Here is a 25,119-nt window from a genome sequence, read left to right as displayed (position 1 = left end):
CCCGACAAGGGTGTCAGGGCGCCAGCACCAGCCGCCCCCGCAGGCCGCCCGCCGCCAGGCGCTCGTGCGCCTCGACCGCCTTCTCCAGCGGCAGGGTGTCGGCGACGCGCAGGGTGAGGCGGCCGTCGGCGGCGAGGGTGGCGAGGTGGGCGAGGGCGGGGCCGTCGGCGGTGATCCACACGTTGGCGACCCGGATCCCGCGCAGGCCCACCGGTTCGCTGCCGCCCGCGACCGCCACGAACGCCCCGCGGCCGCGCACCGCGCCCAGCGCCCGTACCCCCAGCAGCGCCGCGTCGACGGCACCGTCGACGCCGCCGGGCACGAACTCCCGGACGGCCGCCGCGACATCGCCGACCGTGCGCGGCACGAACCACTCGGCGCCCAGCGCGCGGACCAGCGCCTCGTCGCCGGCCCCGGCCAGCGCGACGACCCGCAGGCCGCGCAGCGCGGCGAGTTCGACGGTGAAGCCGCCGACCGCGCCCGCGGCGCCGGTGACCAGCACGGTGGCGCCGGCGGGCAGGTCCAGCAGGTCGAGGGCCTGCAGGGCGGTGAGGCCGTTGAGGGGCAGGGTCGCGGCCTGTTCGAAGGTGAGGCCGGCCGGGAGGGGCGCGAGGGCGTCGGCGTCCAGGACGAGGTGTTCGGCGTAGGCGCCGAGGTCGACGTCCAGGCGGTCGCGCAGTCCCAGCACCCGCTGCCCATGGGCGAAGCCGGTGACGCCGGGGCCGGTGGCGTCGACCGTCCCGGCCGCGTCCCAGCCGATGCCCGTCACCGCCCTCGGCGCCATCAGCCCGGCCCCGGCGAGCAGCCCGGCGCGGGTGGCCGCGTCCACCGGGTTGACCCCGGCCGCTGCCACCCGCACCCGCACCTGCCCGTACCCGGGCTCCGGGCGCGCCACCTCCACCAGCTCCAGCGCCTCGGGACCGCCGAACTCCCGCACCACCACGGTACGCACCGCCACCACACCCCTCACGTCCTCACGTCTCCGCGTCCCCCGCTCCCTTCGCGTCCTCGCGAACGCCCGGGGGAACACCGGCCAACCTATGGAGAGTTACTCTCCGGCGGGAAGCACGCACCGCGAAGTGCGTACCGAACGGAAAGGAGAGCGAGCCCCCGTGTCGCCGACCATGACCACCGCCCAGCGCCGCGCCGCCGAGGCGGCCGGCTTCGACGCCTACGTGGCCCAGTGCCCGGCCCGCCAACTCCTGGACCGGATCGGCGACAAGTGGACCAGTCTGGTCGTCAACGCCCTCGCCGACGGCCCGCAGCGCTACAGCCAGCTGCGCCGCCGCCTGGCCGGGGTCAGCGAGAAGATGCTCACCCAGACCCTGCGCGCCCTGGAACGCGACGGCCTGCTCAGCCGCACCGTCACCGGCGGCGTCCCGGCCCGCGTCGACTACGAGCTCACTGAGCTCGGCCGCGACCTGCTGCCGCTGATGCGGGCGATCAAGACCTGGGCGGAGTCCCACATGCCGCAGGTCCTGCAGGCCCGCGCCGCGTACGACGACGGGCACGGCGCACCGCACTGACCGCCGACTCGGCGGCGGGAGCGGCGGATCGCGGTGCTTCGTGCCCGAAACCCGCCGGTCCCGGGCTCGTTGGGCCCTGAGGGCCGCACGGCCCCGACGCCGACGAGAGGGAACACCCATGACCGACACCGACACCGACACCGCCGCGGGCTCGGCCGTCCGGGGCGGCAGTCCGGACTCCGCCGTGGACCGGGTCGCCGACTTCTACGGCGCGTACATCGACGCCGTCGACGACGGCACCGACGACCTGGGCGACGAGCTGCGCGCCCACTACCTGACCGAGGACCTGAGGCAGCGGCTGGCGGCCTGGGAGGAGGTCAACCACGCCGACGGGGTGCTGCGCGCCCAGGACGTGCCGACCCGCTGGGAGGTGCGCTACCACGACTCCGGTGCCGGGCACCTGTTCACCACCGTCACGCTGACCTGGGGCACCGGCCCGGACGCCGGGCACACCCGGCTGGCGGTGCAGAGCGACCTGAGCACCAAGCTGATCTCGGACATCGAGGAGGGCTGACCTCGACCGGGCCCGGTCCGCGGGCTCAGGTGCCGAGGGCGTGCCCGGTGGTCGCGTCCACGTGGTCGGGCACCGCGTCGTGGCGGTCGCCCACGGTCGGGGTGCCGGTGGGCTCGAACAGGAGGATCGAGGCGCCGGCGGGGGAGGACGGCTTGTGCTCGGTGCCGCGCGGGACGGTGAACACCGCGCCGCGCGGCAGCACGACGGTGCGTTCGCCGTCGGGCTCGCGCAGGGCGATGCGCAGTTCGCCGTCGAGGACGAGGAAGAACTCGTCGGTGTCGTCGTGGGCGTGCCAGAGGTGTTCGCCGGCGACCTTGGCGACGCGCACGTCGTAGTCGTTGACGCGGGTGACGATGCGCGGGCTCCACAGGGCGTCGAAGGAGGCCAGGGCCTCGTGCAGGGGGACGGGCCGGGAGGGCTGGTTGCTCATGGGCCCAGCCTGGCCCTTCCCGGCCGGCCGGCGCGAGTGCTAGGAATCGCACATGGCGCAAGAATCCTCGCACCGGTCCGGTGCGGCCGGCCTGCACCGGGTGGTCGCGATCGTGGACGAGAACTCCAACCCGTTCGAGCTGGGCTGCGCGACCGAGGTGTTCGGTCTGCGCAGGCCGGAGCTCGGGCGGGAGCTGTACGACTTCCGGCTGTGCTCGCCCGGGCCGCGCACCCTGATGCGGGACGGGTTCTTCACGCTCACGGGGGTCGCGGGGCTGGAGGCGGCCGAGGACGCGGACACCCTGATCGTGCCCAACCGGCCCGACCCCGAGGTGCCCCGGCGCCGTGAGGTGCTGGAGGCGGTGCGGCGGGCGCACGCGCGCGGCGCGCGGCTGATGGGCTTGTGCAGCGGGGCCTTCACGCTGGCCGAGGCCGGGGTGCTGGACGGGCGCCGGGCCACCGCGCACTGGCAGTGGGCGGACGCCTTCCGGGCCCGTTTCCCGTCCGTGCGGCTGGAGACGGACGTGCTGTTCGTGGACGACGGCGACATCCTCACCGCCGCGGGCAGCGCGGCCGCGCTCGACCTCGGGCTGCACGTGGTGCGCCGCGACCACGGGGCGGAGGTCGCCAACGCGGTGAGCCGGCGGCTGGTCTTCGCGGCGCACCGCGACGGCGGGCAGCGGCAGTTCGTGGAGCGGCCGATGCCGGACCTGCCGGACGAGTCGCTGGCGCCGGTGCTGGCCTGGGCGCAGGAGCGGCTGGACGCGCCGCTGTCGGTGGCGGACCTCGCGGCGCGGGCGGCGGTCAGCCCGGCGACGCTGCACCGCCGCTTCCGGGCGCAGCTGGGCACGACCCCGCTGGCGTGGCTGACGGGGGAGCGGCTGGCGCTGGCGTACCGGCTGATCGAGCGCGGCGAGTGCCGCTTCGAGGTCGTCGCGCGGCGCAGCGGGCTGGGGACGGCGGCGAACCTGCGGGCGCTGATGCGCCGCCAGACGGGCATCACGCCCTCGGCGTACCGGCGCCGCTTCGGGGCGGAGCCCGGGGCGGGGACCGGGGGCGGGGGCGGGGCCGGGGCGGAGTCCGCGGTCGGGCTCGGGGCGCGGGCCGGGGGCGGGGCCGGGGCCGGCTGAGGCCTGCGGGTGTGCGGGCGGTTCAGGCGGGGTCGAGGGCGGCGGCCAGGCGTTCGGTGAGGGTGGCGTACGGGCGGCAGTCGACGACGGGCAGGGCGTGGGCGGCGGCGCGGTCGGCGAGCCAGGCGGAGTAGGCGGCGCTGACGGCGGCGCGTTCGGGCTGGGGGCCGCAGGCGGGCTCGCGGTCGGCGTAGTTGGCGGCGATGCGGTGCGGGTCGCCCTCGTGGAGGAACACCGCCCGCACCCGCCGCCCCCCTCCGGCGGCCTCGGCGGCGGCGCGGGCGGCGGCGTCGGGGGTGAGGTAGTCGCCCTCGACGATGGCGGGCACGTCCACGGTGAGCCGGTTGCGCACGACGCCCAGCAGCGCGTCGTCCAGGGCGCGGGCGGTGGCGGTCTGCAGCCGGAGGACGTGCTCGGGGTCCGGGGTGTCCTGCGGGTCGGCGCCGGCGAAGTGGTGCAGCCCGGGGTGGGTGGCCGGGGTGGTCGCGGCCTGCAGCGCGGCCACCACGTCGTCGAACTCCACGACGAACGCCCCGTACCGCGCGGCGAGTCGGGCGGCGGCGCGGCTCTTGCCGACCCCGGACGCCCCGCCGATCAGCAGGACGTCCCACGGACTGTCGTCGGTGTGCATGCCGTCACCGTAGGCGGCCCGGCGGCCGGCCGGATCACCGGGGCCGGATCACCCGGGGCCGGATGACCGGGCGTCAGGATCACCGGCGTCGGGCTCACCGGGCGTCAGGACCACCGGGGCCGGTGCTCCGGCGTCGGATCCACGGCCTCGGATCGCCCGGGCCGGGCGGCCCGGGCCGTCGGGCGTCAGGGGCGGTCGTGGTGGGCGGTGGTGGCGCGGCGGACGGCCCAGGGCAGGAGGAACCAGAGGGTGGCGAAGACCAGGGCGACCAGGCAGGTGACGGGGACGGCCACCGCGGTGCCGAGGACGACGTCGAGGACGAGCAGGACGGCGCCGCTCAGCGCGGCGGCGAGCAGCAGCAGGCCGGCCTGGGCGATGCGGGCGGAGACGGTGACGATCCGGTTCTTGCCGGGGTGGCGGTACAGGCCGCGGTGCAGGGCGACGGGGGTCGCGAGGACGGCGGAGGCGGTGACGGTCAGCAGCAGGGTGGCGACGTAGATGTCCTGCTGGGCGTCGCTGAGTTCGGCGAAGCGCGGGGTGAAGGCGACGCCGAGGAGGAAGGCGAAGACGATCTGCACCCCGGTCTGCAGCACCCGCAGTTCCTGCAGCAGTTCCACCAGGCGCCGGTCGGCCCGGACGGCGGGGTTCTCCCAGCCGGGCGGGGGCGCGGGCGAGGGCGGCGGGGACGGCGGGGGAGGGGAGTCCGGCGGCGGGGACTGCGGGGGAGGGGAGTCCGGCGGCGGGGTGCTGTCCATGCGTCACATTGTGGCCGCGGCCGGGCGGGTCGGGGGTACGGCGGTGCGGGGCGAGGGCGGTCCTGGCGGGGCGTCCTCGCCGTCGTGGCCGGGGGCGGCGATGCCGGTGCTCCCGCGCCCGTGGCAGGACGCGGCGCCGGGAAGGGGGAAGCAGGGCGGGCGCGTCCCGGCGCCGGTGGACCTCCCTACGGGCGGGCTTTCTTGCCGTTGGGCTGCGTCTTCTGGTTGTAGATCTCCTTGCCGTCCGCGTCGTAGGCGTGGACGTAGGGGGAGGCGAGGTCCCCGGGGGTGCCGGGCGAGACGGCCGCGGCGTGGACGTACGCGCCGCCCGCCATGACGGCCGGGTACTGCATCGGGTCGTCGCCGTAGCTGATGGTGATCTTCGCGACGTCGGACGTGTAGTGCCCGGTGTCCAGCGAGAGGTACTGCCCGGCGGCATCGGCCTGCTGGCTGAAGCTGTCGAAGAACTCGACGAAGTGGCCCACGCCCCAGAGGCGGTCGTTGATGAATGTCGGGGGGACGGACGAACTGGTGCCCTTGCCGCCCTTGGACTGGCACTGCACGTACTGGCCGGCGGAGTCGACGGCGAGGACCACGCCGTCGGTGTCCGGTGAGGCGACCGGCGTGCGCAGGGCGATCACCGCGTGGTACCGCGACGCCTCGGAGCCGAGACAGGAGGCGAGGATCTCGGCGGTGGTCCCGGCGTCGATCGGGGTCGTGGCCGTGCTGGTGACGGTGAAAGCGGTCGGCAGGGGGGAGGGCGCGGAGGAGGCGGGCGTGGGGTGGGGGGAGACCGGCGCGGAGGAGACGGCCGGGGTTCGGGGGGAGGCCGACGCGGAGGAGGGGCCGGTGGCGGCCGCCCGTGGTGGTGGTCCCGGTGAGCGCAGCACGGACGGAAGAGCCACGCCCAGGGCCACTGCGGCGCAGGCCGCGGTCACGGTGAGGGCTCGTCGGCGGTGGCGGCGCCGGTCGGCGCGCCGGCGGATCTCCGCAGCGGGCAGGACCGGTGCGGACATCCGGGTGCCGAGCGACCGCAGCCGGTCGCCCAGGGTGTCGTGGACGGGGTCAGACACGGAGCTTTCCTTCCTCGCCGGTCGGGATCTGGTCGGCGAGTCTGGCCGCGAGCGCGGTCCGGCCGCGGGAGAGGCGGCTCTTGACGGCGCTGACGCTGGCGCCGGTCTCGGCCGCGACCTGCTCGACGGACAGGTCGCACATGTGGTGCAGGACCAGGGCGCCTCGCTGCGCCTCGGGCAGGTCGCGGAGCGCGGTGACCAGCATCAGGTGCTCCTCGGTGGGCGGCTCGACGGTGGGGGGTTCTCGGTGGTGGTGGCGTCCGGCCAGGTGCAGGCCCCGGACCAGACGCCGCCAGCGCGAAAGGGCCAGCCGCCGGGCCGTGGTCCGGATCCATGCCTCCGGGGCGTCGTCCGGGTCGAGGGTGCGCCGTCGGTCCCACGCGCGGATGAAGGCCTCCTGGACCACGTCCTGCGCTTCGGACCAGTTGCCGGTTATCGCGTAGAGCTGCCCGGTCAGGCGGGAGAAGGACGCCGCGTAGAACGCGTCGAACTCCTGTGGCGTCATCAAGGGCCTCTCTTCTAGGGCTGTCCGTCGGCTCGCGGCACAGGCGGCCCGCGAGGAGGCCCCTCGGCCCCGTAACCGTGCGTGCAGGGCGGAGCCTCCCGCCCTGTACGCACGAGCATGGTCCACGGGTCGCATCCGCGGCCTATGACCTGGATCACGTACGCGGGGTGCGACCTGCCGGCCGGCAGGAGGCGTACAGGGGCGCGGGCATCACCCGGACGCCCGCAGGAAAGGACCCGGATTCATGCGCATCCGCCCGACCACGCTCGTCGCCGCCACCGTCACCGTCGCGGCCATCGCCACCGCCGGGGGAATGGCCGCCGCCGCGCCCACCGCCCCGGCCATTGCCTCCGCCACCGCTTCAGCCTCCGCCTCGCCCACCGCGTCGGTCTCCGCCTCGCCCACCGTCGGGCCCTCCGCCACCGCCTCCGCCTCCGCCTCGCCCACCGCGTCGGCCTCCGCCTCGTCCACCGTCGGGCCCTCCGCCCCGGCAACGGCCTCCGGCAAGCCCACCGCGTCGGCCTCCGCCTCGCCCACCGTCGGGCCCTCCGCCTCGGCAACGGCCTTCGGCAAGCCCACCGCCACGGCCCCTCGCCCGGCGGCCGCTTTCACCGTCACCAGCACGGCCACGACCCCGATCGACGCCGGGACCACCGCCGAGATCCTCGGCTCCTGCCTGGGCTCCGAGGCGTCGCGGTACCACGCGGTGATCGCCCTGCGCACGCCGGTCGCCTCGCCGGAAACCGACGGCGTGGTCCTCGCCGTCGACTCCGCCGGCCAGTACGTGCAGTGCCAGTCCAAGGGCGGCAAGGGCACCAGTTCGTCCGTCCCCGCCACGTTCATCAACGACCGCCTGTGGGGCGTGGGCCACTTCGTCGAGTTCTTCGACGGCTTCAGCGAGCCGACCGGTGCCGCCGGGCAGTACCTCTCGCTGGACACCGGGCACTACACGTCCGACGTCGCGAAGATCACCATCAGCTACGGCGACGACCCGACGCAGTACCCGGCCGTCATGGCGGGCGGCGCGTTCGTCCACGCCGCGGCCGTCTCCGTCGGCACCCCCGGTGACCTCGACCCGACCTCCTACGTCCACGCCTACGCCGCGGACGGCAAGGAGATCTACAACCAGAAGACGCAGCCCAACGTCAAGAACACCCGCCCGTAGGACGCTGCCGACCGCGCACCCGGCGGTGGGGCGGCCGCCCTCCGCTCCACCACGCCCTCCCGCCGGCCCGGCCGGGTCCTCGGCCCGGCCGGGCCGAGGACACCTGGCCCAGGCGGCGACGCTCCGCGCCCGTCGTGCGCTCGGCGGCCTGCGGGCTTGCCCGGTGATCGGATCGCGTGATCTGCTGGGCGCCGCATCGCGTGCCGGTGACGGACCGCGTCAGGCATGGAGGTGCGCGACCGAAGGGACCGCCACCCGTGGCCTCCCGCGACACCGGCCGTACGGCCGCCCTCAGCCTCCAACTCTCCCGAGCGCACCAGGACTTGCGCCGCCACCTCGCCGACCTGCGCGCCGACCTGCGCGCCGACCTGCGCGTCGGCCCCGGCCGGCCCCGCCCGGCCGCAAGCGGCGGCGACGACCCGCTGCTCGCCCACTGCCTGGCCTTCTGCACCGCCCTGACCCACCACCACCGGGGCGAGGACGACGGCCTCTTCGCCCGACTCCTCCACGAACGCCCCGACCTGGCACCGACCATCGCCAAACTCGTCGAGGACCACGGGTACATCGCCGCCATCCTCACCCGGGTACGCGAACTCGCCGACCGGGCCGCCGCCACGGCACCCTCCGGCCCCGACCGGGAGGCCATCGGACGCGAACTCGACGGACTGGCCGCCATCGTGGACTCCCACTTCCGCTACGAGGAACGGGCCGTCTCCGCCGCCCTCGACGCCGGCGTCACCGACGACGGCTGGTCCGACCCGGTGCTGCGCTTCACGGCCCCGCCGGACCGGGCGCCGTAAAACCCGTCGCGCGGACCGATCCGCGCTCCCTACACTCGCCGAGCAGCCGCGCCGCACCCGCGCCGCGCGGCGAACCGTGCCGATGGACGAGACGAGAGAGGGGGCGAGCGGCCGTGCCGAAGCAGAGCGCCGCCGCCCCCTCTCCCGCGTCGCGGTACGAGGTGATCCTGGTGTCCCCGTCCTCCCGGTGCCCGCTGCGCGGCCGGCACCGGAGCCGTGCCGCCGCCTGAACAGCCGACTGAACAGCCCGCCTGGACGGCCGTCCTGAACCGCCGACGCCCCGCCCGTCCACCGACGGGCCTTACGCGTCAAGATGGCTGACGGTCCGTCAGGCAAAACGTCGGCACCGGCCCAATCGCGCGCCCACCCGAAGGACACCGCCTCGAAAGGCACCCGGGCCATGCGCACCGACACCACCACCGTCACCACCGGCACCACCGTCACCGGCACCACCGCGGCCACCGCCGCCATCGCCGCCGTCCGCAACCTCGGCATCCTCGCCCACGTCGACGCCGGCAAGACCACCGTCACCGAACGGATCCTCTACCTCACCGGCACCACCCACAAGCGCGGCGAAGTCCACGACGGCACCACCGTCACCGACTTCGACCCCCAGGAACGCGACCGCGGCATCACCATCTTCGCCGCCGCCGTCAGCTGCACCTGGGCCGGACACCGGATCAACCTCATCGACACCCCCGGCCACGTCGACTTCGCCGACGAGGTCGAACGCTCGCTGCGCGTCCTGGACGGCGCCGTGGCGGTGTTCGACGCGGTCGCCGGCGTCGAACCGCAGTCCGAGTCGGTGTGGCGCCAGGCCGAACGCCACGGCGTGCCCCGCATCGCCTTCGTCAACAAGCTCGACCGCGCCGGCGCCGACCTGGACACCGCCGTCGCCTCCATCCGCGAACGCCTCCACCCGCGCCCGCTGGCCGTCCACCTGCCCATCGGCACCGAGGAGTCGTTCACCGGCGTCGTCGACCTGCTGCGCCTGCGCGCCCTCACCTGGGACGGCGACGGCACGCCGGCGGCCGAGGGCCCGGTGCCCGCGCACCTCGCCGACGAGGCGGCCCGACGCCGACGCGCCCTGGAGGAGGCCGTCGCCGAACTGAACCCCCAAGCCCTGGAGGAGTACTGCACCCGCGGCGCCGTCACCGCCGCCACCCTCGCCACCGCCCTGCGCGAACTCACCCGCACCGGCGAGGCCGTGGTCGTGCTGTGCGGCTCCGCCTACCGCAACCGCGGCATCGAACCCCTCCTGGACGCCGCCGTCGCCTACCTGCCCTCCCCGCTCGACCTCCCGCCCGTCCACGACCCGCAGCACACCCGGCAGCGCACCGCCGACCCCGAACAGCCCCTGACGGCCCTGGCGTTCAAGGTCGTCGCGGCCCCCACCGGCCGCCTCACCTACCTGCGCCTGTACGCCGGCACCCTGCGCAAGGGAGCCACCGTGCTCGACACCACCACCGGCCGCACCGAACGCGTCGCCCGCATCCTGCGGGTGATGGCCGACCGCCACACCGAGACCGACCACGCCCGCGCCGGCGACATCGTCGCCGTCATCGGCCCCAAGGCCGCCCGCGTCGGCACCACCCTGTGCGACCCCGACCACCCCATCCGCCTGGAGGCACCCGTGAGCGCCGAACCGGTCGTCACCGTCGCCGTCGAGGCCCGCCGCGCCGCCGACACCGACAAACTCGCCGCCGCCCTCGCCCGCCTGGCCGAGGAGGACCCCTCGCTGCGCCTGGCCACCGACCCCGAGACCGGCCAGCGCACCCTGTCCGGGCTGGGCGAACTGCACCTGGAGGTCGCGGTGGAGAAGGTGCGCCGGGAGGCCGGCGTCGAGGCGGTCACCGGGGCGCCGACCGTCGCACTGCGCGAGGCGCTGGTCGAGGGCGTCACCGGCTTCGTGTACCGGCACGCCAAACAGGACGGCGGCGCGGGCCAGTTCGCCCACCTCGTCCTCGACGTCCGGCCGCTGGAGGACGGCGACCAGGGGGACTTCGTGTTCGCCTCCACCGTCACCGGCGGGCGGGTGCCGCGCGAGTACGTGCAGGCCGTCGAGGCCGGCTGCCGCGAGGCCCTCGCCGAGGGCCCGCTCGGCGGCCACCCGGTCACCGGCGTCGCCGTCACCCTCACCGACGGGGCCACCCACCCCAAGGACTCCAGCGAACTCGCCTTCCGCACCGCCGCCCGCCTCGGGGTGCGCGAGGCCCTGCGGGCTTCGCGCCTGCGGCTGCTGGAACCGGTCGCGGAGGTGACCGTCACCGTGCCCGAGGACGCGCTCGGCACCGTCCTCGGCGACCTCGCCGCCCGCCGCGGCCACGTCCGGGCCACCACCCCCGCCCGCGGCACCGCCTCGGCAGGCGCTCCGGCAGGCGCCCCGGCGAACGCCCAGGTGAACGCCCTGGTCCCGCTGGCCGAACTGTTCGGCTACGCCGGCCGCCTGCGCAGCCGCACCCAGGGCCGCGGCACCTTCACCACCCGCCCGGCCGGCTACGCCCCCGCCCCGGCGACCACGGGCTGACCCCGCCCGCCCCGGCCCCGGCCCCGGCACGGGGTCGGGGCCGGGCCGCCGGTGCCCGTCGTCGGGGGTTCCGGCTGACCGGCTCGCCAGCTCCTCGCCCGTTCGACCCTTGCCCGTTCGACCCTTGCCCGTTTTCGGAAGGGGCCGCACGGCGGGGATGATGCGCAGAGCCGCTGAGCGGGCACGCGGTCCGGGATGGCTCCCCGTCGCGGGCCATCCGCCGATGCCCTGCAGCGGCCGCCCCGGGCCGCCCGACCGCCGACCGTCCGACCGCCGGGCGCGCGCCGCAGGCCGTACGGGCCGGGGTCAGCGGGCGGACGGCTCCCGGGCGTCGGCGAGGGCGTCGGCGTAGGCGCCCGCCATGGGGGAGGAGCCGGTGGTGAGGAAGGCGTGGATCGCGGCGAGGTAGGCGGCGCGGTCCACGGCGCCGTCGCCGTCCGCGTCGAGGGCGTCGAACGCGGCGGCGGCCCCGTCGGACGGGTTGCCGGTCGCCGTGCGCAGCCGGGTGAACTCCTCCCGGGTCAGGCGCCCGTCGCCGTCGCCGTCGGCGAGGTCGAACAGCGAGCCGAGGGCGGGTCGGCAGCTCTGCTCGAACGCCTCGTGACCCGCCCAGTCGCGGTACTCCTCGAAGGTGACGCCGCCGTCCCCGTCGCCGTCCATCCGCGCGAAGACCTCCCGGTGGGCCGCCCGCGCCGCGGCGACCAGCGGATCGCCCGCCTCGCGCCCGCAGGCCGCCGCCGCCCGGTCCACCCGGGCGAGGTACTCGCCGCGGGTGATCACACCGTCGCCGTCGGCGTCCAGCATCGCGAAGATGCGCCGCTTCGCCGCATCGGACATTCCGCCACCATCCGTTCCTGGTCAGGGCATTGCGCACGGGACGCTACCGACGGGACGAGCACGGACGCGGGAGGCGCGACCGGAGCCGCGACCGAGGCCGCGACCGGGGCGTGGCGGGGGCATGGCGGGGGCGCGGCCGGCCCCGGGCCCCGCTGCGCCGCGGCGGGCCCGGCGGGCCGTAGGCTGGGCCCGCCGGGCCGTCGACGGTACGGACCCGTCACCGGTGGGGCGGAACACGACAGAAGCGGGCAGGCAGGGCATGCAGTTCGACGACCAGGGCGACCTCGACACCTCACAGGTGGACGACCGGCGCGGCATCCCGGGCGGGAAGGTCGCCATCGGCGGCGGAGCCGTGGGCCTGCTCGCGGTGCTGTTCGCGATCGTCCTCGGCGTCGACCCGCAGATGCTGGGCCTGTCCTCCGGCTCCGGCTCCGGCTCCTCCTCGGGGGCGCGCACCGCCGGCGAGGCGCAGCAGGCCTGCAAGACCGGCGCCGACGCCAACAAGCGCCAGGACTGCCGGATCGTGGCGGTCACCAACAGCCTGCAGGAGTTCTGGCGCACCGAACTGCCGCGCCGCACCAACCTCCCGTACCGCAACGCCGAGACGGTGCTGTTCACCGGCCAGGTCTCCACCGCCTGCGGGTCGGCGACCTCGGCGGTCGGCCCGTTCTACTGCCCCGGAGACAAGAGGGCCTACGTCGACCTCGGCTTCTTCGACGAGCTCTCCACGCGCTTCGGCGCCAAGGGCGGCCCGTTCGCCGAGTCCTACGTCGTCGCCCACGAGTACGGCCACCACATCCAGAACCTCACCGGCACCATGCAGAAGGTCGGCGCCGACCGCCAGGGCGCGAACAGCGCCTCGGTGCGCCTGGAACTGCAGGCCGACTGCTACGCCGGGGTGTGGGCGCACCACGCCACCACCACCCCGCAGCCCTCCACCGGGCGTCCGCTGATCGCCGCGCTCACCGACCAGGACATCGCCCAGGGCCTGGACGCGGCCGCGGCCGTCGGCGACGACCGCATCCAGCAGCAGGCCAACGGGCGGATCAACCCGGAGGCGTGGACGCACGGCTCCTCCGCGCAGCGCAAGGCCTGGTTCACCACCGGCTACCGCAGCGGCGACCTCGCCCAGTGCGACACCTTCTCGGCGGCGAAGCTGTAGCGGGCGGTGGGTGTGCCGGCCGGGTGCGTCGCCGCCTTGCCGGTCCCGGGTGGTGAGGGTGTGGCGTGGCAGGCGGGCGGCGGCGGGCCGTGTCGACGGTGGGCCGGGCCGACGGGACGTGGGTCGGTGGGCGGCGGGTGTGTCAGCTCGCTGCGTCGCCGCCCTGCCAGTCCCAGGCGATGAGGGCGTCGCGTAGCAGTCGGGCGGCGACGGGCAGGCGCGGGCCGGCGTTCCAGGAGAGGGTGAGGGGGCGCCGGCAGTCGGCCGCGTCGACGGTGACCCAGGCCAGCGGGACGCGGGTCGAGGTGCGGCGGGCGATGGCGGGGACCAGGCCGATGCCCAGGCCCGCGCTGATGAGTTCGGCGATGGCGCCGGCCTCGTCGGCCTCGCAGACGATCCGGGGCACCAGGCCGTGGGCGGCGAACAGCCGCTCCAGCAGGCGGCGTTGCCAGTGTCCGGGGTGGGCGGCGATGAACGGCTGGTCGGCGAGGTCCTCGACGGCGACCGAGGCGCGGGCCGCCAGGGGATGGCCGGGGGCGACGGCCAGGCCGACCTCGTCGTCGAGCAGCAGCGCGCACTCCAGGACGGCCTCCGGGGCGGACGGCGCGGACGACTGCGGGCCCCGGGGGGTGGGAGGAGCGGCGGTGAGCGGCTGGGAGGCGACGGCGAGGTCGATGTCCCGGGCCCGCAGCCGGCGGCCCATCTCCTCGGCGGACAGCTGGTGCAGCTCGACCTCCACGCCGGGATGGGCCGCCTTGAACGCCGCCAGCGGCCCGCCGAAGGCCAGGAAGGTCTCCGAGGCGAGGCGGACCGTGCCGAAGCCCAGACCGGCGGCCTCGGCCACCGCCCGCCGTCCGGCGTCCAGTTCGCCGAGCGCGCGCTCGACGTGGCCGCGGAAGATCCGTCCGGCCTCGTTGAGCCGCAGCCGCCCGCCGCGTTCGAACAGCGCGGTGCCCAGCTCGGCCTCCAGCCGGGCGATGCTGCGGCTCAACGACGGCTGGGCGACCCGCAGTTGATCGGCGGCGCGGCTCAGGTGCTCCAGCCGCGCCACGGCGAGGAAGTGCGTGAGCGTGTTCAGGTCCACCCGGGGTCACGTCCTTCCCTGCCTCCGACGGCATAACGCCCCAGCGATGGTGATCGTAGACGCGATATCCGCGGCGTCATGCCGCCGGGAGGCGGACCGCGCACCGGGGAACGGCTCGGCCGCCGCCGGCACGGGGAAGGACACGCCACGGCCGGTCGCGGCCGACGGGTCCCGCCCGGGACGGGCGGGTCGGCGTTCGCGCCCCGGCGAGCCGGGGTCGCGGTGGCCGGACCCCGGCGGGGGCGCCGGCGGGACGGGCGGCTGCGCCGGCCCGGGGGCTGCGCCGGTGGCCGGTGGCCGGGGGGTGGTGGAGGGCCGTGGCGTGGTGGCCGGCAGGGACGCCGTCAGGGGCAGGGGGCCGTCAGCGGGCCGTCCAGAGGGCGTGGACGCGATCGGTGGCCGCGGCCGCTTGGCGCAGGCCCTGGTGCCAGGCGTCGACCCAGGTGTCCCAGTCGGTGCGTTCGGTGTCGAGGACGGCGCGGGTGGTGGCGTCGGGGGTGAGGGCGAGGGCGGCGGGCCAGGGGGTGAGGTCGGTGGGCGGGTGGCGGTGGGCGAGGGGTTCGACGGCGAGCAGGGTGCGGGCTCCGGCGGCGAGGTCCGCGTTGGTGCCGGCGCGCAGCGCGCCGTCGATGGCGTGGCGTGCGCCGGGCAGGGTGACGGGCGGCTCGACGCCCGGGAAGGCGCTGGAGGCGGCGACCGCGCGCAGCAGCGGCACGCCGTCGCCGGCGGCGAGCACCAGGGCCTCGCCGCTCGCCGCGTCGACGGCGGTGAGCAGCAGGCGCCGCTCGGGCCAGACGGGATCGCCGAGGTGGGCCTCGCGGCGGGCCAGCAGGTCGCGTTCGGCGCCGTCGTCGGCGGTCGTCAGCGCGATGCGCCCGACCCGGCGGCGGGCCTCGGCCGGGTCCAGGCCGCGGCCGAGCACGGCGAACACCTCGCCCTGGACCGCCGGGTCGGGCCTGCGGGCGGGGGCCGGGGGCCGCCGCGCGGGGTCCACGAGCCGCCCGAGGTCCTGCCCGGTGGTCAGCAGGGCGGCCACGATCGCGCCGGCCGAGGTGCCCACCGTCAGGTCCGCCGCGTCCAGGTCCACCCCGGCCTCGCGCAGCCCGTGCACCAGCCCGGCCGTCCAGGCGGTGCCCAGCCGGCCCCCGGGCCCGAGCACCAGCGCGCGGCCGTACGTCCTGTCCGTCACGGTCATCCCCCTCCGAATTCTTGAAACAGTCGTACCATAAACTCTCCCGCAGCACCTGACCCGGCCTCACCGGCCGCCGGAGGAAACCCGGGAACCCCGGGAACCCCGGGAACCCCGGGAACCCCGGGAGACCGAGGAAGGACGGACCGCCGTGGCACGACCCGCCGACCCCGACCGGCGCGCGCGCACCCTGGCCCGGGCGACCGACCACGTCCTGGCCCACGGACTGGCCGCGTTGAATCTGCGCCCGCTGGCCGCCGCCCTCGGCACCAGCCCGCGCATGCTGCTCTACGACTTCGGCAGCAAGCAGGACCTGGTGGCCGCCGTCCTCGCCGAGGCCCGCCGCCGCGGTGCCGCGCGCCTGGCCGGCTGCCCGCCGCGGGCGGCCGGCACCCCCGCACAGCGGCTGCGCGGCATCTGGACGTGGCTGAGCGCGCCCGAACGCGCCCCGTTCGTGCGGCTGTTCTTCGAGGTCCACGCCGACCTGCTGGCCCACCCCGAGCACTACCCGGACCGCGCCCGAGCGGTCACCGACTGGTTCGACACCCTGGGCGCCGTCTTCCGCGACGTCACCGAGGGGGAGGACGACACCGCCACCCCCACCCTGCTGATGGCCGTCCTGCGGGGCCTGCTGCTCGACCTCACCCTCACCGGCGACCGCGAACGCGCCGACCGGGCCCTGGAACGCTTCGCCGCCCTGCTCGGGGCCTGACCCCCGGGGCCCCGGCCGTGCCGCCGCCCGCTGCGTGGAGCACCCGTGGAGCCCCCGTGGAGTCCCCCCACGTCCCCGCGGAGTCCCCGCCCGGAAAAGGGCGTGCCCGCCGCTCCCCCGTGCGGCGGGCACGCCCGGCTTCACTGACGGAACGTCAGGGGCGGTCCAGGGTGATCGAGTTGATCGGCCCCAGGTCGTAGTAGACGCCGTTCTGTGCCGGGATGTCGTAGACGCAGTTCCCACCGCCCGAGCTGCGGCACAGGTGCGCGTGGGCGCCGCCGGTCTGGTTGTTCAGCACCCAGTGGTTGCCGTACTGGTTCTGCAGGTTGTGCGCGCCGTAGCTGTAGTAGACGTCGGTGGGGGAGACGGCCGGGTTCTGGTTCTGCGGGTAGATGCAGACCGCGCCCGACGGGCAGTTCGCCCAGGAGCCGTCCGCGGCGCCGGCGCTGCCGGTGCCCATCGCGGTCAGGGCGGCGGTGGCGAGGCCGAGGGCGGCCAGGGCGTGGGTGATCCTGCGCATGGGTGGTACTCCCTTGGCTGGTGAGGGGCCCGGCGACGGCCGGGCCGGTGCCCGTCAGCCTAGGAACGCCCGCCCCGCAGCGGTCCCTGACATCCGACAGGGGCGCGCCGCCTTGCCCCGCACGCCCGGGCGCCGTACGGGCACCTCGCCCCGGCGCCGTACGGGTGCCTCGTGCCGCTTCGGGGAGCCTTCGCCCCTGTTCCCGGTGAGCGGGTCGCCGGCGAGCGGCCATGGCCCTCCGGGGCGTTCGCGCCTCCTCGGGCGCGCGGAGCGGCTTGGGTGCGAACGGATTCCGGGGAGGGAGACGAACGGATGAAGCGTCCTGGCTACGTGCTCGCGGTGGTGCTCGACGTCGTCCTGCTGATCGGCCTGGCGCAGGGCTGGCTGCCCACCAGCTCCGAGGGCTTCCGGGCGTTCTTGACCGCGTTCACCGCCGTGGTCCTGGGGCTCGTCGTCTACTTCGCGATCCGACCGACCAGCGAGCGGCGACTGACGCCCCACCAGGGCCCTCCCGGGGCGCCGCGGCGTGGCGACGGGGCCGGGCGGGCCCACCGGTGCCGCCCGCCACGGCCACCGGGCGACACGTCACCACGGGCACACGCCGCTCGATGCGGCACCAGAGGCGACCCTACCTCGTCTGCACGCCGACCGGGATGCCGATCATGTGGGCGCTGGCCAACCCGAAGATCGGTGAACGCGAGTTCCTCGCCGCCATGTTGGAGGTCGACGCCGACCTGATCGCCGGCCGCGCGGGTATCCTCCTGATCTCGGACAAGGGCTTCGCGTCCCTGCCCTTTGAGAGGGCCCTCGCCGAGCAGGGCATCCAACTGCTGAGGCCCTCTCGGAAGCGGGAGAGCAGCGGTTCGGGGAGCCGATTCTCAAGAAGGTGCGCCAGCTGATCGAGTCAGTCAACGACACCCTCAAAGGCCAGCGCGACCTGGAGAACACGGTGGTCGAACCTTCGAGGGCTTCGCCATCCGGGTAGCCCGGCGCGTCCTGGCGATGGCCGCCGGATCTGGCACAACAACACGATCGGTGCGCCGGTCACCCGGTCGCTGGTTGCCTACGATCACTGGTCGCATCGAGCGGCCGCCAACTCACCGTGTTGGCATGCCCCCGTGCGGGCTGTTGACCACCAACGGCACAGACCCCTCAACGAGGTAGTCGTGCCCGGGGTACTCGACGTGGAGGTGACCGCCGTCCTCGGCGGAGGCCATGCCGCGCAGATTGTCCGCGAGCACCGCCCTGCCTGCGGAGTCACCGCTGATCACAAGGAACTGCCGCTCGGAGTCCAGGCGGATAGAGACCCCGGGGCCGGTAGCGTTCTTGACCTCGACTCCCGCCAGGACATCGCTGCCCGGCGAAGAGGCGAGCAGCCCCTCGCCCTCGGCCACCGCGTCTGCCAAGTGGTTCAGTTCTTCCGCCGACGCGGAGAGATCCACTTCGTCGTATGCGGGGTCGGAGACCAGTCTCACGGGGGCACTCCTTCAAGGTCGGGCTCCCATGATGCCTGCAGGATCGCCCGTGATGCGTCCGGGGCAGCAAGGGCGGCCAGGCGCGACCCCGCCCCCGTACGCCGCTACCGCGCCCGCACGGTGGCCATGCTCCACGACCCGCCGGGGCCGAACACGGGCGGCCCGCCCCGCGAGGGCGGGAGGGACGGACAACCGCAGATCCCCGGGCGGCCCCTCGCGCAGCAGCGACCAGGAGCGACCCGGCCGCGCCGAACGCCCCGCCGAAGCACACCGCGGCCCGGCCGGCCCGTTCCCCGGCCCGTGCTTGGGCCCGTTCCCAGGCCCGTGCCGTAGGCCGTGCCACCGCCTCGGCCGGGCCGACGTCGAGCACCCCGGGGCTCGGCCGCTGCCCGAGATCCCCGCGGGCCACTGCGGCGGGCCACGGGAAGGTCAGGCCGCCCGCCGCGATCCTCGCCCGCCTCACCGGAGCCGACCACGACCGGGCCCGCGCCCTCGCCGCCGCCGAGCGCCTCGCCGCCCGCCGCACCGAACGCTCCGCCACCCCCTGACCCGGCGTCCGGTCACCCGCACGGCACGAAAAGTCGGGCGGGCCGACTTTTCGTGCGGGCGCGCCGGCGGCAGTGGTGGGAACGTGCGGTGTCCGGCCGTTGCGACCACGGCCTGGCCCCCGTGTCCGCTGCTCCCCCGGGTGCGGGCCGGGGGAGGGGAGTGGCACGGGAAGTCGGGCGGACCGACTTTTGGCGCCGGGCGCCGGGAGCGCGCCCGGACGGGGTTCCCCGGCCCGAGTCTCAGGCTCAGGTCCAGGGTGAGGGTTTCGGGCGGGCCGGCGGCCTGTGTGCGGCCTGGGGTCAGGCCTCGCGCGGCGTGATCTCGCCCATCAGGTCCCAGCCCTCGCGGTCCGGGAGGTCCACGCTGATGATCCTCGGCTTGGCCGCGACGGCGCCGGCCAGGGTGTCCATCGCCTGGCGGAAGTGCGTCGACTCCACGTGGGCCCGGCCCGCCTCGCCGTCCCGGAAGCCCTCCACGAGCACGTACTCGTGCGGGTCGTCCACGCTGCGCGACCAGTCGAAGAAGAGGTTGCCCGGCTCGGCGCGGGTGGCCTCGGTGAAGTCGCGGACGATGTCCAGCCACCGGTCGCTGTGCTCGGGGCGGACGGGGAACTTGACGGTGATGAAGATCACGGGTGGTCTCCGGGTTCGGGTCGAACGGTCGAGCCCCACCCTGCCCGAGCCCCGCCCGCCACGCGAAACCGACGCCGCGCGAAACCGACGCCACGCGAAGCCGACGCCACGCCGAACCGGCTCCGCGCGAAGCCGACGCCACGCCGAACCGGCTCCGCGCGAAGCCGGGCCGCGCGAAACGGCCCGCCCCGGCCCGCGGCTACCCGGCCGCGCCCTGCGCGACGACCTTCTGCGCGTCGGCGACGTGCCGGCTGACGCCCTGGGCGAACGTCTCCAGCTCCTGCGGGTGCGCCGCGATGTACTGCCGGTCGTAGGCGGCCTGGACGGCGAGCGCGATCCCCATGAAGTTGGTGGACCGCTTGCAGGCGTCGTCGGCGGCCGCGGTGGCGAGCTCGGCCGGGGTGTGGGCGACGGCCGTCGCGGGGCCCTGGGTCCGGTCGCGCCAGCGCGGGTCCATGTAGGCGTCGGCCGGGGTGGCGTAGGTGAAGCCATGGTCCTTCATGCAGCTGCTCCACTGCCGGTCGGCGGCCACGACGCGAGGGTCCGTCAGGGGCTCCTTCGGCCCGCCGCCGGGCAGGGCGGAGGGGTCGGAGCTCAGGAGCACGGCTCCGCCGACGGCGTCCAGGCCCTCCTGGAGGCAGCCGCCCTTGGGGACGGTCCGGCCCTGGTAGGCGGTGACCGGGGTGCCGGTCGCGTCCCGTCCGGTGAGCACCTGCAGGGTGGCGGCGGAGGTGGGCCGTCCGGTGCCCGGGGCCACGACGGCGTCGTAGCCGGTGGTCGCGACGCGGTCGGGCGCGAAGTACCCGTACAGCGGGGAGCGGATGTCCCGGTCGGCGGGTTCGGCCGGGGCCGGGTCCGCGCCGGGGGGTTCCTCCGTGATGCCCAGCCGCCGCAGGCACAGGGCGCTGGTCAGGTAGGCGGCCCGTTCCACGGTCCGGGTCTGCGCCGGGGTGGGGAGGTAGGCGTCGATGGGGCGCACCACCTGGCCGACGCCGGTGATGGTGGGGATCTCGCCCAGCTGCGGGGGCGCCGGGCGGGTGCCGCCCGTACCGCAACCCGCCAGGGCCGCCAGCAGGACGATCGTCAGGGCAGAGGTGGTGGAGCGCTTCATTCGTCCTCCGGGAGCGGGCGCGGCGGAGCGGCACCCGCCAGGGGCGACCGCGGGGTCGGTGGCGGCTGCCGGATTCACGGGCCGGTGGGGCCGGGGATCACGTCCAGTTCGGGTTGTCGATCTCCAGCGCGTACGTGATCACGCCGCCGAGGTTGCCGGTGGACTGGCCGGGCTGCAGCTTGATGACGCCGCTGGAGTTGTAGAAGGCGGCCCAGTTCCACGCGGTCGACTCGTAGATGACGTGGCTGATCTGGCCGATCCCGAACAGGCTGCTGGTGTTCTTGTAGCCGATGGAGCCCGCGGCGCAGTAGTTGCCGTTGCCGCTGGTGGTGACCGTGAGTCCGTTCGTCGGGCAGCCCACCGCGCCGATGGCGTTCGCCGGCGCCGCCACGGCCATCCCGGCCAGGGCCAGGCCGGCGGTGGCGGTGAGGGTGAGGAGCTTCCTGCCGATCTGCATGGGGAATCCTTCGGTCGAGGTGTCCGGGTGTCGGGCCGCCGGGGTGATCGCGGCCCATGAAGAGGATCCGCCGCCGGGCGCAACGGCGGTGCGAGCCGCTTGACCGGGGCCGGAGGGCCGCGAAACCACCTCGAAGTTGTACGGAACACGACATGTTTGGGTGTCGGCGGCGGTCGGCCCGCCGGGGGAGCGGGCGGTCGCCTTGCGCTCCCCCGTGTAGGCCCGGCCCGGCGAGCGCACCGTCTCCGCCGCCACGGCCAACCGCCCTGCCCGCACCGCCCCGGCCGACCGCCCTGCCCGCCCCTGCCCGCACCGCCCCGCCGCCACGGCCGACCGCCCTGCCCGCGCCTGCCCGCACCGCCCCCGCCGCCAGCCGCCCCTGCCCGCACCGCCCCGCCGCACCGGCCGGACGGGTGATTGCGCCCTGGCCCGGTGCGCGGCGCCCGCCCGGCCCGCGCCGGGGCACCGAATACCCCGGCGAGGCTGGAGACCGGGGACATCGTCCTCGCCCGCGTCGTCGGCACGGTGTACCTGCACCTGGTGTCGGCCGTCGATCCGGCCCGCAGGCGCGTGCAGATCAGCAACAACCGGGGCCGCGTCAACGGCTGGACGGGCCACGACCGCGTCTTCGGCACCTGCGTCGCCGTCGACGGCGTGCCCCGGCCCGGCACCGAGGGCAAGACGGCCTGAGACCGCCGGGCCGGGGCCGCGCGTTCGCGGGGTTCCCGGCCGGACGCCGGGCAGCCGTGATCGCGATCGGCCAGGGTGTCGCGGGGGCCCTTCCCCGCACCCGCGTCGACACCTACCGGAGGGCCGACACCTACCGGAGGGCCGACGCCCTTCCGCGCCCGTCCCCGTCCCGGCTCGCCCGTACCCGACGACGGCACCACCCGTCAGCTCGCGGGCAGGTCGCCGTCGGGCAGTGGGCGCCCCGCGGGGCCGCGCGGCCGAGGGCCGGGCCCGTCAGTCCGCGGCGGCGGCGCGCCGCTGGTAGCGGGCGGGCGCGTCGAGGAGCCAGGACCACGCGGCCCGGTCCGCCACCGGCCCCACCCGGTCGGCGCCCGCCACACAGCGCGGATCGTCGCGCTCGGCCAGCCCGGACACCGCGTGGATGCGGGTGATCTGCTCCTCGTCGCCGACCAGTTCGGCCAGCGCCTCCCCGATGCCGGGCGCCGGGTCGCGGCACTCGGCGAGCCGGCAGGCGACGGTCCGGCGCACGGAGGCGTCCGGGTCCCGGGCCAGGCGCAGCATCGCCGCCAGCCCGGCCGGGGTGTACGTCCAGTGCCCCGGGCGGCCGGAGGCGACGCGCTCCAGCAGGCCGGGGACCGCGCCGCGCACCTGCGGGGCCGGGTGCGCGGCGTGGGTCAGGGCCAGCGGCTCGATCCTCGGGTCCTCGTGGTGACCCAGGGCGGTGAGGAGGGCGGCCAGCACCTGCGGGTGCCGCTCCTCGCCGGCCCAGGCGAGGAACAGCGCGAGCGCGCGGGCGGTGAAGGGGCTGCGGGCGCCGTGCCGGTAGCCCCCGAGGTGCAGGGCGGCCAGGACGTCCGCGGCGAAGCGGCGGTGCAGCGGGTCGGGGTGGGTGCGCAGGGCGGCCGCGTCCTGCCACGTCGGGTCGTCCTGGCGGGCGGCGAGGGTGCGGACGATCTCCGACCAGGAGGCGTGCTCCCCGTCGGTGACCTCGAGCGCGCGTGCCCGCTCGGCCGACTCGCCGACGCCCGGGCGCAGTCCGAAGCGGTCCTCCAGGAGGGTGAGGACGCCGGTGTGGCCGTCGCGCACGGCCACACCGGCGAGCCGCAGCTCGTGGTACCAGGTGCTCCATGCCCGGTCCCGCACCGTCGTGCGCTCGACCGGGCCCGGGGCGCCGCCGGTGCGCTCCCGCAGCACGGCGAGCGGGCCGCGTTCGTGCCAGCGGCGTGCGCGCGCGAGGAGTCCGGCGCGGACGGCCGCGTCGGGGAGGGTCCGGTCGCCGAGGACTTCGAGGACGAGACCGACCGAGCCGCTGTCGACGGCCCGCAGCAACGGCGTGCTTCCGTCCGGCAGTCGGCGCAGCGCGTCCGCCCCGGCCTCGACCAGGTAGCCGGCGCTGGTGGAGTCGAACGCCGCGACGGCCAGGCAGAGCGCCGAGGTGCCCTGCGCGTCGACGGCTTCGGGATCGGCGCCGTCCTCCAGCAGCAGCCGGACGGCGTCGTCGTCGCCGGCGCGGACGGCCCCGATGAGCGGCTCCTCGGTCATGTGGTGCGTGCTGCCCCCCGGTCGCTGCGGCCCTGGTCGCGGTCGTCAGACGCGCAGGGCGCGCAGGTCGAGCCGCCAGTCGTTGGACTGCTGCCAGGTGCCCTTGGGGTACTCGAAGGAGACCGTGCCGACCAGCTCGAACCCGGCCTTGCGGCACACCGCGTTCGACGCCGCGTGGTCCGTGTGGGGGAACGCGTGCAGGTGGTCGCGGGTGCCACGCGCCGCCGCCCGCTCGGCAGCCGACCGCAGGGCCTCCGCGGCGTAGCCGCGGCCGCCGAACTTCGGAAGGATCCCGTATCCGGTCTCGTACACGTCCTCACCACCCCACTCCCGCTCCCAGTACCCGACCGAACCTATCGCCTCCTCGCCGAGGCGGACGATCAGCATCTCGCCGCCGTCCAGGCGCAGGTAGCGCCGGTGACGCTCGATGACCGCCTGCTCGGTCTCGGGCCCCCCGAGATGCTCGGTCATCGCGGGGGTGTTCTGGCGGTGCAGGATCTCCAGACCGGCGTCGGACCACGGTTCGAGGCGAAGGGTGCTCATGCGCGGACGATACGCTCCGCCACCGACACGGCCGCTCGCCCACTCGCCCGGTCGCACGGTCGCAACCCGGCCCACGCGACGGTGCGGACGGGCACGGGGGAGGGGGAAGTCGGCCGCTCCGACTTCCCACTCCCGGGCGTGCTGGGCTAGATGCTCGATCCGCCGCCGGAGGTGTTGCTCCACCAGGCGCTGTAGGCGTTCAGCGAGTACCGCTTCTGCACGCCGCCGGTCGAGGTGATCTCGATGCCGAACTGCATGGTGTCGAAGGTCGTGTTGTGCAGGAGGTTCCGCGACGCGGCCCAGCGCCAGACCGCCGAGGCGTCGACGGTGCCGGTGCCGGTCTTCTGGGCGGGGATGAGCTGCAGGACGTTCCAGCCGGGATCGGCCTGCCAGACCGACGCGTACCGGATGCCGCCGATGGTCACGTCGGACGCGATCTGCCGTCCCCAGCCGCCCGCCGCCGTCCCGGACCAGTCGGTGAAGACCATGATCTCGTCCTGGTTGCCGGTCGACCACAGGTCGCTCGTCCAGTTCCACCAGTCGGCGCCGGCGACGGGGGCGGACGAGGTGTCGTACCAGAAGCCCGCCGAGTTCAGCTGCGACAGCGGCGTCCGGGGCCGCACCCCGGTGTTCGGGTAGGACTTGACGCCGCCGCCGGAGTGGTTCGCGTCCACGTACCAGGACTTGATGCTGTTGACGTTCAGGCACTGCGGGCCGGCGTTCTTGCCCCAGATGTCGTTGTAGATCGTCCAGGAGCCCTGGGAGTACGAGCCCCACTGGTCGCAGGTGGAGAACACCTGGGCCTGCGCCGGGGACGCGAGGCCCAGGAACCCGACGATCACGGCGACGACCAGGGCCGGCCGAGCGAACCCGGGCGGCTTGCCGCTGGTGGACTTACGGGTGTGCCATCTCATGGTGTCCCTCCGAGGACGGCGTCGGGTGGTTCCGACCCCTCCGGCCTGGTGGCGGATCCCGGCGTCGCGAGGTGGCGCGCGCCGGCGGGGCCGGTGCGCAGTCGCCCTGCTTCGAGCACCGGGCCGGCCGTGCGCCGGTGCGAAGCGTCGAAGCGCTTGCGTTCTGGGGACGGTAATGACGGGCCGTCCGCTCAGCAAGGCTCTGCGCAGGGGGGCACAGTTCTTTCACCCGTTCTCTGTCGAAGCGCTTTCGAACCGCTTCGACGGGATCCGGTCGCGCAACGGCCCCGCCGACCCGGTGGGGGTGGCGGGGCCGTGTAAGTGCCGTCAGTGGGCGTCGAATTCGCCGGTGCGGACGGCGGTGACGAAGGACTGCCAGGCGGCGGAGGTGAAGACGAGCGCCGGGCCGGAGGGGTCCTTGGAGTCGCGCACAGGCGTGACGGTGTCGAAGCCGTCGGCGACCTCGATGCACTGGCCGCCGCTTCCACCGCTGTACGAACTCTTCCGCCAGGTCGTGATGAGGGCGGTGTCCAGGGTGATCCCTCTTCTCTCAGAGGGTGTTCGATAGGGGATTCCCCCCAACTGTCCGGCTTTGGTTCTTGCGGCACGGACTCGGTTCCAGGATCTCCTGGCGGCCGGGTCCGTGT

Annotated in this window: 27 protein-coding genes and 1 pseudogene; 10 read left to right on the top strand and 18 right to left on the bottom strand. The window is 75.6% G+C overall.

Going from position 1 to position 25,119, the window contains the following annotated elements; all coding sequences use genetic code 11:
* Window positions 1-13: 13 nt before the first annotated feature.
* Window positions 14-952 carry an NADP-dependent oxidoreductase gene (locus ACZ6Y7_RS27625; RefSeq protein WP_465760798.1) on the bottom strand — a complete coding sequence of 313 codons (939 nt, stop codon included), beginning with the start codon at window positions 950-952 and terminating at the stop codon, window positions 14-16.
* A gap of 172 nt (window positions 953-1,124) precedes the next feature.
* Here ACZ6Y7_RS27625 and ACZ6Y7_RS27620 point away from each other — a divergent pair, with 172 nt between their 5' ends.
* Complete coding sequence (locus ACZ6Y7_RS27620) at window positions 1,125-1,526, top strand: winged helix-turn-helix transcriptional regulator (RefSeq protein ID WP_465760797.1); 402 nt, start codon at window positions 1,125-1,127, stop codon at window positions 1,524-1,526.
* A 118-nt stretch (window positions 1,527-1,644) separates the two neighbouring features.
* The gene (locus ACZ6Y7_RS27615) at window positions 1,645-2,040 is read left to right on the top strand and encodes a hypothetical protein (protein ID WP_465760639.1); all 396 of its coding nucleotides are present in this window, start codon (window positions 1,645-1,647) and stop codon (window positions 2,038-2,040) included.
* A 25-nt stretch (window positions 2,041-2,065) separates the two neighbouring features.
* Here the strand turns inward: ACZ6Y7_RS27615 and ACZ6Y7_RS27610 are convergent, their stop codons facing one another.
* Window positions 2,066-2,470: a cupin domain-containing protein gene (locus ACZ6Y7_RS27610; RefSeq protein ID WP_465760638.1), complete on the bottom strand. Its 405-nt coding sequence runs from the start codon at window positions 2,468-2,470 to the stop codon at window positions 2,066-2,068.
* A gap of 52 nt (window positions 2,471-2,522) precedes the next feature.
* Between ACZ6Y7_RS27610 and ACZ6Y7_RS27605 the strand changes: the two genes are divergently transcribed.
* Window positions 2,523-3,599 (top strand): GlxA family transcriptional regulator, encoded by a 1,077-nt coding sequence (locus tag ACZ6Y7_RS27605; RefSeq protein ID WP_465760637.1) that lies wholly within the window; start codon window positions 2,523-2,525, stop codon window positions 3,597-3,599.
* Window positions 3,600-3,621: 22 nt separating this feature from the next.
* Here the strand turns inward: ACZ6Y7_RS27605 and ACZ6Y7_RS27600 are convergent, their stop codons facing one another.
* From ACZ6Y7_RS27600 to ACZ6Y7_RS27585, 4 genes are all read right to left on the bottom strand, one after another.
* Window positions 3,622-4,230 (bottom strand): AAA family ATPase, encoded by a 609-nt coding sequence (locus ACZ6Y7_RS27600; protein WP_465760636.1) that lies wholly within the window; start codon window positions 4,228-4,230, stop codon window positions 3,622-3,624.
* A 185-nt stretch (window positions 4,231-4,415) separates the two neighbouring features.
* On the bottom strand, window positions 4,416-4,985 hold the full coding sequence (locus ACZ6Y7_RS27595; protein WP_465760635.1) for a DUF6328 family protein: 570 nt from the start codon (window positions 4,983-4,985) through the stop codon (window positions 4,416-4,418).
* Window positions 4,986-5,170: 185 nt separating this feature from the next.
* Window positions 5,171-6,058: a hypothetical protein gene (locus tag ACZ6Y7_RS27590; protein ID WP_465760634.1), complete on the bottom strand. Its 888-nt coding sequence runs from the start codon at window positions 6,056-6,058 to the stop codon at window positions 5,171-5,173.
* Window positions 6,051-6,563, bottom strand: a complete 513-nt coding sequence (locus tag ACZ6Y7_RS27585) for a SigE family RNA polymerase sigma factor (RefSeq protein ID WP_465760633.1) — start codon at window positions 6,561-6,563, stop codon at window positions 6,051-6,053. Before ACZ6Y7_RS27585 ends, ACZ6Y7_RS27590 begins: the two co-directional genes overlap by 8 nt.
* 244 nt (window positions 6,564-6,807) lie before the next feature.
* Between ACZ6Y7_RS27585 and ACZ6Y7_RS27580 the strand changes: the two genes are divergently transcribed.
* The 3 genes from ACZ6Y7_RS27580 (at window position 6,808) to fusA (ending at window position 11,055) form a co-directional block, all read left to right on the top strand.
* Window positions 6,808-7,728, top strand: coding sequence for a hypothetical protein (locus ACZ6Y7_RS27580; RefSeq protein WP_465760632.1), 921 nt, complete (start codon window positions 6,808-6,810; stop codon window positions 7,726-7,728).
* Window positions 7,729-7,985: 257 nt separating this feature from the next.
* A complete protein-coding gene (locus ACZ6Y7_RS27575) occupies window positions 7,986-8,528 on the top strand; it encodes a hemerythrin domain-containing protein (protein WP_465760631.1) in 543 nt (180 codons plus the stop codon).
* 400 nt (window positions 8,529-8,928) lie between these two features.
* Window positions 8,929-11,055 carry an elongation factor G gene (gene fusA / locus ACZ6Y7_RS27570; protein WP_465760630.1) on the top strand — a complete coding sequence of 709 codons (2,127 nt, stop codon included), beginning with the start codon at window positions 8,929-8,931 and terminating at the stop codon, window positions 11,053-11,055.
* A gap of 306 nt (window positions 11,056-11,361) precedes the next feature.
* On the opposite strand, the gene ACZ6Y7_RS27565 is transcribed toward fusA, so the two are convergent.
* Complete coding sequence (locus tag ACZ6Y7_RS27565) at window positions 11,362-11,892, bottom strand: EF-hand domain-containing protein (protein ID WP_465760629.1); 531 nt, start codon at window positions 11,890-11,892, stop codon at window positions 11,362-11,364.
* A gap of 259 nt (window positions 11,893-12,151) precedes the next feature.
* Here ACZ6Y7_RS27565 and ypfJ point away from each other — a divergent pair, with 259 nt between their 5' ends.
* Window positions 12,152-13,054, top strand: coding sequence for a KPN_02809 family neutral zinc metallopeptidase (ypfJ, locus tag ACZ6Y7_RS27560; RefSeq protein ID WP_465760628.1), 903 nt, complete (start codon window positions 12,152-12,154; stop codon window positions 13,052-13,054).
* 142 nt (window positions 13,055-13,196) lie between these two features.
* Here the strand turns inward: ypfJ and ACZ6Y7_RS27555 are convergent, their stop codons facing one another.
* Together ACZ6Y7_RS27555 and ACZ6Y7_RS27550 are read right to left on the bottom strand one after the other, a co-directional pair.
* Window positions 13,197-14,138, bottom strand: a complete 942-nt coding sequence (locus ACZ6Y7_RS27555; protein WP_465760627.1) for a LysR family transcriptional regulator — start codon at window positions 14,136-14,138, stop codon at window positions 13,197-13,199.
* A gap of 361 nt (window positions 14,139-14,499) precedes the next feature.
* The gene (locus ACZ6Y7_RS27550) at window positions 14,500-15,333 is read right to left on the bottom strand and encodes a patatin-like phospholipase family protein (protein ID WP_465760626.1); all 834 of its coding nucleotides are present in this window, start codon (window positions 15,331-15,333) and stop codon (window positions 14,500-14,502) included.
* Between the two features lie 145 nt (window positions 15,334-15,478).
* Between ACZ6Y7_RS27550 and ACZ6Y7_RS27545 the strand changes: the two genes are divergently transcribed.
* Entirely contained in the window at window positions 15,479-16,039 is a 561-nt protein-coding gene (locus ACZ6Y7_RS27545; protein ID WP_465760625.1) for a TetR/AcrR family transcriptional regulator, read from the top strand.
* Window positions 16,040-16,193: 154 nt separating this feature from the next.
* Here ACZ6Y7_RS27545 and ACZ6Y7_RS27540 read toward each other — a convergent pair whose 3' ends face one another.
* A complete protein-coding gene (locus ACZ6Y7_RS27540; protein WP_465760624.1) occupies window positions 16,194-16,559 on the bottom strand; it encodes a hypothetical protein in 366 nt (121 codons plus the stop codon).
* A 623-nt stretch (window positions 16,560-17,182) separates the two neighbouring features.
* Here ACZ6Y7_RS27540 and ACZ6Y7_RS27535 point away from each other — a divergent pair.
* Window positions 17,183-17,632, top strand: a pseudogene (locus ACZ6Y7_RS27535) (IS982 family transposase); the annotation flags it as partial.
* A gap of 24 nt (window positions 17,633-17,656) precedes the next feature.
* Here the strand turns inward: ACZ6Y7_RS27535 and ACZ6Y7_RS27530 are convergent.
* The 4 genes from ACZ6Y7_RS27530 to ACZ6Y7_RS27515 form a co-directional block, all read right to left on the bottom strand.
* On the bottom strand, window positions 17,657-18,034 hold the full coding sequence (locus ACZ6Y7_RS27530) for an Imm32 family immunity protein (RefSeq protein ID WP_465760623.1): 378 nt from the start codon (window positions 18,032-18,034) through the stop codon (window positions 17,657-17,659).
* Window positions 18,035-18,882: 848 nt separating this feature from the next.
* A complete protein-coding gene (locus tag ACZ6Y7_RS27525; protein ID WP_465760622.1) occupies window positions 18,883-19,215 on the bottom strand; it encodes a putative quinol monooxygenase in 333 nt (110 codons plus the stop codon).
* Window positions 19,216-19,414: 199 nt separating this feature from the next.
* On the bottom strand, window positions 19,415-20,326 hold the full coding sequence (locus tag ACZ6Y7_RS27520; RefSeq protein WP_465760621.1) for a hypothetical protein: 912 nt from the start codon (window positions 20,324-20,326) through the stop codon (window positions 19,415-19,417).
* A gap of 97 nt (window positions 20,327-20,423) precedes the next feature.
* Window positions 20,424-20,783 (bottom strand): hypothetical protein, encoded by a 360-nt coding sequence (locus ACZ6Y7_RS27515; RefSeq protein WP_465760620.1) that lies wholly within the window; start codon window positions 20,781-20,783, stop codon window positions 20,424-20,426.
* Window positions 20,784-21,215: 432 nt separating this feature from the next.
* Between ACZ6Y7_RS27515 and ACZ6Y7_RS27510 the strand changes: the two genes are divergently transcribed.
* Window positions 21,216-21,473 carry a S26 family signal peptidase gene (locus tag ACZ6Y7_RS27510; RefSeq protein WP_465760619.1) on the top strand — a complete coding sequence of 86 codons (258 nt, stop codon included), beginning with the start codon at window positions 21,216-21,218 and terminating at the stop codon, window positions 21,471-21,473.
* 273 nt (window positions 21,474-21,746) lie between these two features.
* Here the strand turns inward: ACZ6Y7_RS27510 and ACZ6Y7_RS27505 are convergent, their stop codons facing one another.
* The 4 genes from ACZ6Y7_RS27505 to ACZ6Y7_RS27490 all read right to left on the bottom strand — a co-directional run bounded on the left by ACZ6Y7_RS27505 (window position 21,747) and on the right by ACZ6Y7_RS27490 (window position 25,054).
* Window positions 21,747-23,015 (bottom strand): ankyrin repeat domain-containing protein, encoded by a 1,269-nt coding sequence (locus ACZ6Y7_RS27505; RefSeq protein WP_465760618.1) that lies wholly within the window; start codon window positions 23,013-23,015, stop codon window positions 21,747-21,749.
* A gap of 45 nt (window positions 23,016-23,060) precedes the next feature.
* Window positions 23,061-23,558, bottom strand: a complete 498-nt coding sequence (locus ACZ6Y7_RS27500; RefSeq protein WP_465760617.1) for a GNAT family N-acetyltransferase — start codon at window positions 23,556-23,558, stop codon at window positions 23,061-23,063.
* 146 nt (window positions 23,559-23,704) lie between these two features.
* A complete protein-coding gene (locus ACZ6Y7_RS27495; RefSeq protein WP_465760616.1) occupies window positions 23,705-24,472 on the bottom strand; it encodes a glycoside hydrolase family 12 protein in 768 nt (255 codons plus the stop codon).
* Between the two features lie 327 nt (window positions 24,473-24,799).
* Window positions 24,800-25,054, bottom strand: coding sequence for a DUF397 domain-containing protein (locus ACZ6Y7_RS27490; protein ID WP_465760615.1), 255 nt, complete (start codon window positions 25,052-25,054; stop codon window positions 24,800-24,802).
* Window positions 25,055-25,119 lie beyond the last annotated feature (65 nt).

It is taken from the genome of Kitasatospora sp. NPDC053308, from assembly GCF_055585785.1.
Note: the sequence above shows the minus strand (reverse complement) of the source record. Positions and strands in the feature narration are given on the sequence as shown.

Coding starts and splice junctions, on each gene's coding strand:
- ACZ6Y7_RS27620 (WP_465760797.1), top strand. CDS start 1,125: ATGACCACCGCCCAGCGCCGCGCCGCCGAGGCGGCCGGCTTCGACGCC.
- ACZ6Y7_RS27615 (WP_465760639.1), top strand. CDS start 1,645: ATGACCGACACCGACACCGACACCGCCGCGGGCTCGGCCGTCCGGGGC.
- ACZ6Y7_RS27610 (WP_465760638.1), bottom strand. CDS start 2,470: ATGAGCAACCAGCCCTCCCGGCCCGTCCCCCTGCACGAGGCCCTGGCC.
- ACZ6Y7_RS27605 (WP_465760637.1), top strand. CDS start 2,523: ATGGCGCAAGAATCCTCGCACCGGTCCGGTGCGGCCGGCCTGCACCGG.
- ACZ6Y7_RS27600 (WP_465760636.1), bottom strand. CDS start 4,230: ATGCACACCGACGACAGTCCGTGGGACGTCCTGCTGATCGGCGGGGCG.
- ACZ6Y7_RS27595 (WP_465760635.1), bottom strand. CDS start 4,985: ATGGACAGCACCCCGCCGCCGGACTCCCCTCCCCCGCAGTCCCCGCCG.
- ACZ6Y7_RS27585 (WP_465760633.1), bottom strand. CDS start 6,563: ATGACGCCACAGGAGTTCGACGCGTTCTACGCGGCGTCCTTCTCCCGC.
- ACZ6Y7_RS27580 (WP_465760632.1), top strand. CDS start 6,808: ATGCGCATCCGCCCGACCACGCTCGTCGCCGCCACCGTCACCGTCGCG.
- fusA (WP_465760630.1), top strand. CDS start 8,929: ATGCGCACCGACACCACCACCGTCACCACCGGCACCACCGTCACCGGC.
- ACZ6Y7_RS27565 (WP_465760629.1), bottom strand. CDS start 11,892: ATGTCCGATGCGGCGAAGCGGCGCATCTTCGCGATGCTGGACGCCGAC.
- ypfJ (WP_465760628.1), top strand. CDS start 12,152: ATGCAGTTCGACGACCAGGGCGACCTCGACACCTCACAGGTGGACGAC.
- ACZ6Y7_RS27550 (WP_465760626.1), bottom strand. CDS start 15,333: ATGACCGTGACGGACAGGACGTACGGCCGCGCGCTGGTGCTCGGGCCC.
- ACZ6Y7_RS27540 (WP_465760624.1), bottom strand. CDS start 16,559: ATGCGCAGGATCACCCACGCCCTGGCCGCCCTCGGCCTCGCCACCGCC.
- ACZ6Y7_RS27520 (WP_465760621.1), bottom strand. CDS start 20,326: ATGAAGCGCTCCACCACCTCTGCCCTGACGATCGTCCTGCTGGCGGCC.
- ACZ6Y7_RS27515 (WP_465760620.1), bottom strand. CDS start 20,783: ATGCAGATCGGCAGGAAGCTCCTCACCCTCACCGCCACCGCCGGCCTG.
- ACZ6Y7_RS27505 (WP_465760618.1), bottom strand. CDS start 23,015: ATGACCGAGGAGCCGCTCATCGGGGCCGTCCGCGCCGGCGACGACGAC.
- ACZ6Y7_RS27500 (WP_465760617.1), bottom strand. CDS start 23,558: ATGAGCACCCTTCGCCTCGAACCGTGGTCCGACGCCGGTCTGGAGATC.
- ACZ6Y7_RS27495 (WP_465760616.1), bottom strand. CDS start 24,472: ATGAGATGGCACACCCGTAAGTCCACCAGCGGCAAGCCGCCCGGGTTC.